We start from the raw sequence: 7,090 nt of genomic DNA, 5'->3' as shown, positions 1-7,090 counted from the left end.
CGGCCACCGCGCTGCCCGCCGCGGCGAACCGGAGCGCGATCCCGCGCCCGATGCCGCCGGCCGCGCCGGTGACGCAGGTGATCGTGCCGGCGAGGTCGAGTGTGCTGGTCACGGCACTGATCGTAGAACCGCACCCGGTTCCGTCGTACCTTGTGGGGCATGGCCAAGACCCGGAAGTTCGCCGAACTGCTGCAGACCCAGATCAGCCACGAGTTCACCGCCGCCCAGCAGTACATCGCGCTCGCCGTCTGGCTGGACGCGCGCGACCTGCCGCGGCTGGCCAAGCGCTTCTACCGGCAGGCGATCGAGGAGCGCAACCACGCGCTGGCGATGGTGCGGTACCTGCTCGACCGCGACCACCCGGTGGCCATCCCGGGTACCGGCGACGTCCGGAACGACTTCTCGAGCGTGCACGAGGTGATCGAGCTGGCCCTGGCCCAGGAACGCGCGGTCACGACGGACATCGAGGCGATGGCGCAGGCCGCGCGCGCCGAGGAGGACTACCTCGGCGAGCAGTTCATGGGCTGGTTCCTCAAGGAGCAGGTGGAGGAGGTCGCCCAGATGACGACGCTGCTGACGGTCGTCGAGCGCGCGGGCGACAACCTGTTCGAGGTCGAGAACCACCTGTACCGCGAGTCGGCGACGGAGGTCGAGGACACCCCGGACATGCCCCCGGTGGCGGGCGGCAAGCTCTGACGGCGGAGGGGTTCTCGCCCGAGGCGCCGGCGTGACGCCGATGCCATGAAAGGGTCGTTCATGTCGTCTGGCGACATGAAAGAGTCGTTCATGACGTCCGGCCGACGCCCGAAGCGCGAGACGGCGGAAGCGGCATCCCCCCGGGCGATGCCGCTCCCGCCGTCCCCTCACCGGCAGAACGAAACTTCCGGGAACCCCGGCCGGTCGAGCAGCGGCCGCGGCACGCCCCGCAGGTGCTGGTCGAAGAACGCCGTGACGTAGGCCCGGGTGATCGCCTGCGTGCGCAGCCCGCCGGTGGTCGCGCCGATGTCGACCCCGAACTCGTCCGCCACGATGCCGACGTCGGTGAACGACGCGTGCTGCGTGCCCGCCACCTCCGCCCAGCGCTTCCAGCCGGTCAGCTGCGCCCAGTCGCGCTCCCACGGCTCGTTGCCCGGCGCGCACGCCGTGGCCGCCAGCTGGTGGCTCACGAACATGAACGGCCGGTCCAGGCCGGGCGCGGTGAGCGGGACCTCGGTGGTGCCGTCGATGTCCATCCCGGCCTTGACCCGCGCGTCCGCGACCATCGTGGGCAGCGTGCTGGCACCACCCACCGAGTGCCCGGCCATGCCGATCCGGGACGCGTCGATCAGCGACGCCCACTTCGAGCGCGTCAGCGAATCCAGCACGAACGACACGTCGGCGGCCCGGCCCAGCTCCAGTTTCCGCCAGAAAGCGCTGTCGTGCGGGACTTCGCACGACGCGCACCCGGCGAACCGCCCGCCGGGCATGCTCTGCCCGGTGTTCTCGTAGGTGTGGCCGACCACCGCGACCGCGTACCCGTGGCTCGCCAGGTCTTCGGCCAGCGCGGAGAGCGTGGCGCGCGGCTTGGTGTAGCCGGGCGACAGGACGACCAGCGGCAGGTGCCTGCCACCCGGCCGGGCGTCGGCCACCGAGTTCGTCACCATCTTCGTGAGCAGGTCGGGCGGCACGTCCAGGCCGCTGCCCGCCAGCAGCGCCGCGGATTCTTCCGCGGTCAGGTACCGCGTCTTCGGGCCGTCCGGCGACGCGGCCGGGTAGAACAGCGAGACCATCAGCTCGCGGTAGGGCACCGACGGCACCCACGGGTCGGGCCGCGAAGTGTCCTTGAGGTACACCGACGTGCTGCCCACCGGCCGGTCCCCGGTCGGCGCGGGCAGGTACGGCACCGGGGCCGCGGACGCGGGCGTGGCCATCGTGAACGTGAGTGCGGTGAGGGCCATGAGGATCGTCTTCTTCATCCGATGAAGGTCACTTCCGGGTAGGCGGGCGACGGTGCGGCCAGCAGCGGCCGTGGGCGGCAGCGCAGGTGCTGGTCGAAGAAAGCGCTTACGTAAGTCCGCGTGACGGCCAGTGCGCGGTTCGCGTCGATCGACGCGCCGAGGTCGACGCCCAGCTGCGCGGCGAGCACCCCGAGGTCGGTGAACGACTGGTGCACCGTGCCGGACACCATCAGCCAGCGCTTCCAGCCGGTGAGGTGCGGCCAGTCGGTTTCCCAATCGTCGTACGGACCTGGCTGGCCCAGGGTGTAGTCGTCCATGCTGCCGAGGAACAGGAACGGCCGGGCCAGCCCGGACGGCGGCAGCGGCACGTGGATGCTGCCGTCGATGTCGGCCCCGGCGCGGATCCGCGCGTCGGCCAGCATCGCCTGCGTCGTGACCGCGCCGCCGGCGGAGTGCCCGGTCATGCCGATCCGCACGGGGTCGATGAGCGCGCCCCACTTCTGAGAGTGCAGCAGGGAATCGAGCACGAACGACACGTCCGCCGACCGGACCCGCGCGAACTTCTCCCAGAACCCCGGCTGGTCGTCGGCTTCGCAGGCGGCGCAGCCGGTGACGTGACCGTCGGGGAAGGTGGTCGCGCGGTTTTCGTAGGTGTGGTCGATCGCCGCCACGGCGTACCCGCGGCTGGCGAGGTCCTCGGCCAGCGCGGTGAGCGTCGCGCGGGGCTGGGTCCAGCCCGGGGACAGCACGACGAGCGGCAGGCCGTGCCACCGCCCGGCCGGTTTCGCGTCGACGACGGCGTTCGTCCGGACGGTGCTGAGGACGTCCAGGGGCAGGCCCGGGATGTTCTCCCGCTCGAGGTTGCGCTCGGACTCCAGCGGCGTCATGTACTGCTTGGTGGGACCGTTCGCCGACGTCGCCGGGTAGAACAGGGAGACCATCAGTTCCCGGTAGGGCACCGACGGCACCCACGGGTCGGGCCGCGAACGGTCCACAACGGACAGTGTGGTCACGCCGACCGGCTCGTGGCCGGTCGGGCGCGGCAGGTACGGCGTGGTGCTCGCCGAGGCGAGCGGCGCCGCGGACAGCGTCAGGGTCAGTGCGGTGGCTACCGCGAGAGTGCGCATTGATTCCCCCAGGAACCGGTTCAGGAAAGGTGGCGGACGCGACGGAAGCAGAACCAGGTGAGCAGCGCCGTCATGGCGAGGTAGAGCGCGAGTTCGAGCCATTGCAGCGGCCAGAACCGGGAACCGGGCTGGTAGGTCACGCGCTGCTGGTAGCCGTGCTGGCCGAGCTGGGACATGCACGCTTCGATGGAGCCGCGATCCGGCGGGCCCTGGCCCGGCCGCGGGGCGCAGCTCTGCACGAAGTCCGGCAGCGGGTCGGCCACGGTGCCGTTCGGGGCCAGGGTTTCGTTCGCCAGCACCCACGCGCCGGGCGGGTTCCGGGTGCCGATCTCCAGGATCCCGTGGGTGTCGTCGCCGGTGATGTTCGTGATGTCGTCGCCGACGATCGCGACCATCGTCGTCTCCGGCGGAAGCAGGTACGGCCGCACGAAGTTCGGCACCAGGAGCAGCACGGCGGCGAGCACGGCGAGCGTGACGGCCATCGCGGCGACGGTCCGCTTCAGCAGCATCCCGACCGCGACGCCGAGCACGAGGGCGAACGCCGCGTACCCGATCGGGACGATGCCCCGCGCGCCGAACACCACCGGCGCGATGCGCGAGAGCATCCCGCGGTCGGTCTGCGTGGCCGAGAGTGCGTCGATCGGGCTCGCCCACCACGACACCGCCCAGCCGAGCAGCCCGGCCGCCACCATCGCGGCGAGCAGGCCGAAGCCGAGCTTGGTGGTGAGCCACCGCTTGCGCGTGACGGTCTGGTTCCACACGAGACTGTGCGTGCCGCTCTCCAGCTCGCGCGTGATCAGCGGGACGCCCCAGAACACGCCGATCGCGGCGGGCAGCAGGTAGAGCACCAGGATCGTCCCGCCGAAGAGGGTGTCCTGGTCGGAGAAGCTCGTGCGCCCGACCAGGTCCGGGCCGGTGACCGCGAGCACGACGCCGATCGCGACCAGCGCGGCGAACACGGACAGCGCGGGGACGCGGAACTGGCGCCAGGTCAGCCAGGTCATCGCAGGACCTCCAGGGCGGGGCGGGCGGCGGCGGGGTTGCTCATGTACTCGAGGACGAGGTCCTCGAGGCCGATCTGCGCGACCGTCCACACGGGATCGAGGATCGGCGCCTCGGTGCGGACGAGCACGGTGGTCTGCCGGTCGGTGTGCTTCGCGGAGACGACGTGCTGGTCCGCGGGCAGCGTTTCGACGTCCCGCCGCGGCCCGGAGAGCCGGTGGTGCGTGGCCAGCAGCTCCTCGACCTCGCCGATCACCCGGACCTGCGAGTCGACGAGCACGATGAGGTGGTCGCAGACCCGTTCGAGGTCGTTGACCAGGTGCGAGGACATCACGACGGACAGCTCGTGCTCGGCGACGGCTTCCATCAGGTCCTGCAGGAACTCCCGCCGCGCCAAGGGATCCAGCGCGGCGACCGGTTCGTCGAGCAACAGCAGCTCGGGCCGCTTGGCGATGCCGATCGTCAGCGCCAGCTGGGCGCGCTGCCCGCCGGACAGCTTGCCGGCGTGCTGCTTCGGGTCGAGCCCCAGCCGTTCGATCCGCTTCTCGGCGAGCGCGGTGTCCCACCTCGGGTTGAGGTGCGCGCCGAGCCGCAGGTGCTCTTCGATGCTCAGTCCACTGTAGACCGGCGTGTTCTGTGCGACGTAACCGACTTTGGCCAGCTGCTCCGGCCCGCTGCCGGGCACCCCGCCGCACACCTCGATCGTGCCGGTGGTGGGCTCGAGCATGCCGGCCGCGATGTTGAGCAAAGTGGACTTGCCGGCCCCGTTCGGGCCGACCAGCCCGGTCACGTGGCCGGGCTCGATCTCCAGGGTGCAGCCGGACAACGCCCAGTCGCGCTTGTACTTCTTGCCCAGCCCCTGGGCACGCAGGACGCTCACGCTATGTCCTCTCTGGCGGAGTCGCGAAACGTGGACATCAACAGGGCCTCGATGCTCTCTTCGTCGAGACCGGCCTTGCGCGCCTTGCCCAGCCAGCGGCGCAGGTCCTGCCGCAACGGCCCGAGCACGGCGAACGACGCGCCGCCGTTCAGCGTCGCGGTGACGAACGTGCCGACGCCGGGCCGGGCCGAGACGAGCCCGTCGTGCTCCAGCTCGCGGTAGGCCTTCAGCACGGTGTTCGGGTTGATCGCGAGGGAGGCGACCACGTCCTTGACCTTCGGCAGCTGGTCCCCCTCGTCCAGCAGGCCGAGGCGCAAGGCGTGCCGCACCTGCTGGACCAGCTGCTGGTACGGCGACAAGCCGGACCTCGCGTCCAGGTGGAACTCGATCATCGGCTACTCCATTTATCTAGTTGCCTAGTACTATAGACATGGAGGGCAGGCCCGCGCCACAGGTTCTTTCCCGGCCGGGTCCCGGATGACGTGAATGACTCATTCATGTCATCCGACGACATGAATGAGTCATTCACTACGTTCGGCCGGCTTTTTCGCCCGTCCGGCCAACCTCCCCACCCCCTCGCCCGTCTGGGGAGGTGATCGTTCCCCTCACCGAAAGGACTTTCCGTGCGTCGTCTCACTGGGGGAGGCTTCGTGCGCGGCTTGGTCGTCGCGCTCGGGGTCTCGCTGGCCGTACCCGCGGTCGCCGCCGCCGAAAGCGCTTCCACACCGCGGCTGAGCTGGACCGACTGCCAAGACGGCTTCCAGTGCGCCACCGCTTCGGTGCCGCTCGACTACGACCGCCCGGCCGGCGCGAAGATCGACCTCGCGCTCATCAAGGAACCCGCCACCGATCCCGCGCACCGGATCGGCACGCTGTTCGTCAACTTCGGCGGCCCGGGCGCGTCCGGCCTGCAGCGGCTGCGGGAGCGCGGCAAGTGGCCGTGGCTGTTCTCCGACCAGCTGCGCGCCCGCTTCGACGTCGTGTCGTGGGACCCGCGAGGCATCGGCGCCAGCACCGCCGTGCGCTGCTTCGACACCCTCGCCGAGCAGGAGTCGTTCTTCGGATCCTTCCCGGAGATGCCCGGCGACCCGAGCGGCAACGCCGCCTTCTACGCCAAGTCCAAGGAACTCGCCGACCGCTGCCAGGCCAAGGCGGGCCCGATCCTCGAGCACGTCTCGACGGCGAACACCGCACGGGACCTGGAACTGCTGCGCCGCGCCGTCGGCGACCCGAAGCTGACCTACCACGGCATCTCCTACGGCACCCAGCTCGGCGCCACCTACGCGAACCTGTTCCCGAACCGGATCCGCGCGATGGTCTTCGACGGCACCATGGACTTCGCGGGCAACGCGACCGGCCACGACGGTGCCGGCAAGACCGTGCCGCTGGACACCCGCCAGGACGTCGCCACCGGGATTTCGCAGACGTTCGACCAGTTCCTGCGCCTGTGCGCCGAAGCCGGCCCGAAGTGCGCGTTCTCCGGCGGCGACCCGAAGGCGAAGTGGGCAGCGCTGACCGCGCGCGCGAAGCAGGCACCGATCACAGTGGACGGTCAGACGTGGACGTACTCGGGGATCATCAACGCGGCCGCCGACCTCTCGGACTCCCGCGGCTGGCCGGACATCGCGTCGCTGCTGCAGCGGCTTTACGAGGCGCCGCAGGCGTTCAAGGCCGGTGAGCCCTACACCTCGAACCGGACCGAGGCGTTCAACGCCATCCAGTGCTCCGACAGCGACGTCCCGGCCGACCCGGCGATCTACAGCCGGTACGCCGAATCCGAAGATCAGCGCGTCCCGTACTTCGGCCGGATCGCCGTGCTGGACATGATGAGCTGCGCGTTCTGGCAGGCGAAGGACACCGACCGGTTCACCGGCCCGTGGAACCGCCCGACGTCGGCGGAGATCCTGGTGCTCAACAACCGGTACGACCCCTCGACGCCGCTGGCCGGGGCCCGGGACGGCGCCGCGGAACTGGCGCGCGCCCGGGTGTTCGTGACCGAGGGGTACGGGCACTCGTCGATGTACGTGCCGAGCACGTGCACCGAGCAGGTCAAGCGGGACTACCTGATCTCCGGGGCGTTCCCGGCCGCGGGCAAGACCTGCGCGATCGACGCGAGCCCGTTCGCGGGCTGAGGCGGGCGGGCC

7 protein-coding genes are annotated in these 7,090 nt (G+C 70.7%); 2 read left to right on the top strand and 5 right to left on the bottom strand.

Features of this window, described 5'->3' with window-relative positions; genetic code table 11:
* The first annotated feature begins 159 nt into the window (after nt 1–159).
* Nucleotides 160–696, top strand: coding sequence for a ferritin (locus G3I65_RS20255; RefSeq protein WP_160697500.1), 537 nt, complete (start codon nt 160–162; stop codon nt 694–696).
* Between the two features lie 167 nt (nt 697–863).
* Here the strand turns inward: G3I65_RS20255 and G3I65_RS20250 are convergent, their stop codons facing one another.
* The 5 genes from G3I65_RS20250 to G3I65_RS20230 are packed head-to-tail and all read right to left on the bottom strand — an operon-like array spanning nt 864 to nt 5,338.
* The gene (locus G3I65_RS20250) at nt 864–1,955 is read right to left on the bottom strand and encodes an alpha/beta hydrolase (protein WP_160697499.1); all 1,092 of its coding nucleotides are present in this window, start codon (nt 1,953–1,955) and stop codon (nt 864–866) included.
* The gene (locus G3I65_RS20245) at nt 1,952–3,064 is read right to left on the bottom strand and encodes an alpha/beta hydrolase (RefSeq protein ID WP_160697498.1); all 1,113 of its coding nucleotides are present in this window, start codon (nt 3,062–3,064) and stop codon (nt 1,952–1,954) included. The genes G3I65_RS20250 and G3I65_RS20245 overlap by 4 nt, the downstream gene beginning before the upstream one ends.
* Before the next feature lie 20 nt (nt 3,065–3,084).
* Complete coding sequence (locus G3I65_RS20240; RefSeq protein ID WP_160697497.1) at nt 3,085–4,068, bottom strand: transporter; 984 nt, start codon at nt 4,066–4,068, stop codon at nt 3,085–3,087.
* Nucleotides 4,065–4,946 carry an ABC transporter ATP-binding protein gene (locus G3I65_RS20235; RefSeq protein ID WP_160697496.1) on the bottom strand — a complete coding sequence of 294 codons (882 nt, stop codon included), beginning with the start codon at nt 4,944–4,946 and terminating at the stop codon, nt 4,065–4,067. Before G3I65_RS20235 ends, G3I65_RS20240 begins: the two co-directional genes overlap by 4 nt.
* Entirely contained in the window at nt 4,943–5,338 is a 396-nt protein-coding gene (locus G3I65_RS20230; protein WP_160697495.1) for a GntR family transcriptional regulator, read from the bottom strand. The genes G3I65_RS20235 and G3I65_RS20230 overlap by 4 nt, the downstream gene beginning before the upstream one ends.
* Nucleotides 5,339–5,596: 258 nt before the next feature.
* Between G3I65_RS20230 and G3I65_RS20225 the strand changes: the two genes are divergently transcribed.
* Complete coding sequence (locus G3I65_RS20225; RefSeq protein ID WP_160697494.1) at nt 5,597–7,078, top strand: alpha/beta fold hydrolase; 1,482 nt, start codon at nt 5,597–5,599, stop codon at nt 7,076–7,078.
* Nucleotides 7,079–7,090 lie beyond the last annotated feature (12 nt).

The organism is Amycolatopsis sp. SID8362 (genome assembly GCF_010550475.1).
GTDB classification, from domain to species: domain Bacteria; phylum Actinomycetota; class Actinomycetes; order Mycobacteriales; family Pseudonocardiaceae; genus Amycolatopsis; species Amycolatopsis eburnea.
Note: the sequence above shows the minus strand (reverse complement) of the source record. Positions and strands in the feature narration are given on the sequence as shown.

Coding starts and splice junctions, on each gene's coding strand:
- G3I65_RS20255 (WP_160697500.1), top strand. CDS start 160: ATGGCCAAGACCCGGAAGTTCGCCGAACTGCTGCAGACCCAGATCAGC.
- G3I65_RS20250 (WP_160697499.1), bottom strand. CDS start 1,955: ATGAAGAAGACGATCCTCATGGCCCTCACCGCACTCACGTTCACGATG.
- G3I65_RS20245 (WP_160697498.1), bottom strand. CDS start 3,064: ATGCGCACTCTCGCGGTAGCCACCGCACTGACCCTGACGCTGTCCGCG.
- G3I65_RS20240 (WP_160697497.1), bottom strand. CDS start 4,068: ATGACCTGGCTGACCTGGCGCCAGTTCCGCGTCCCCGCGCTGTCCGTG.
- G3I65_RS20230 (WP_160697495.1), bottom strand. CDS start 5,338: ATGATCGAGTTCCACCTGGACGCGAGGTCCGGCTTGTCGCCGTACCAG.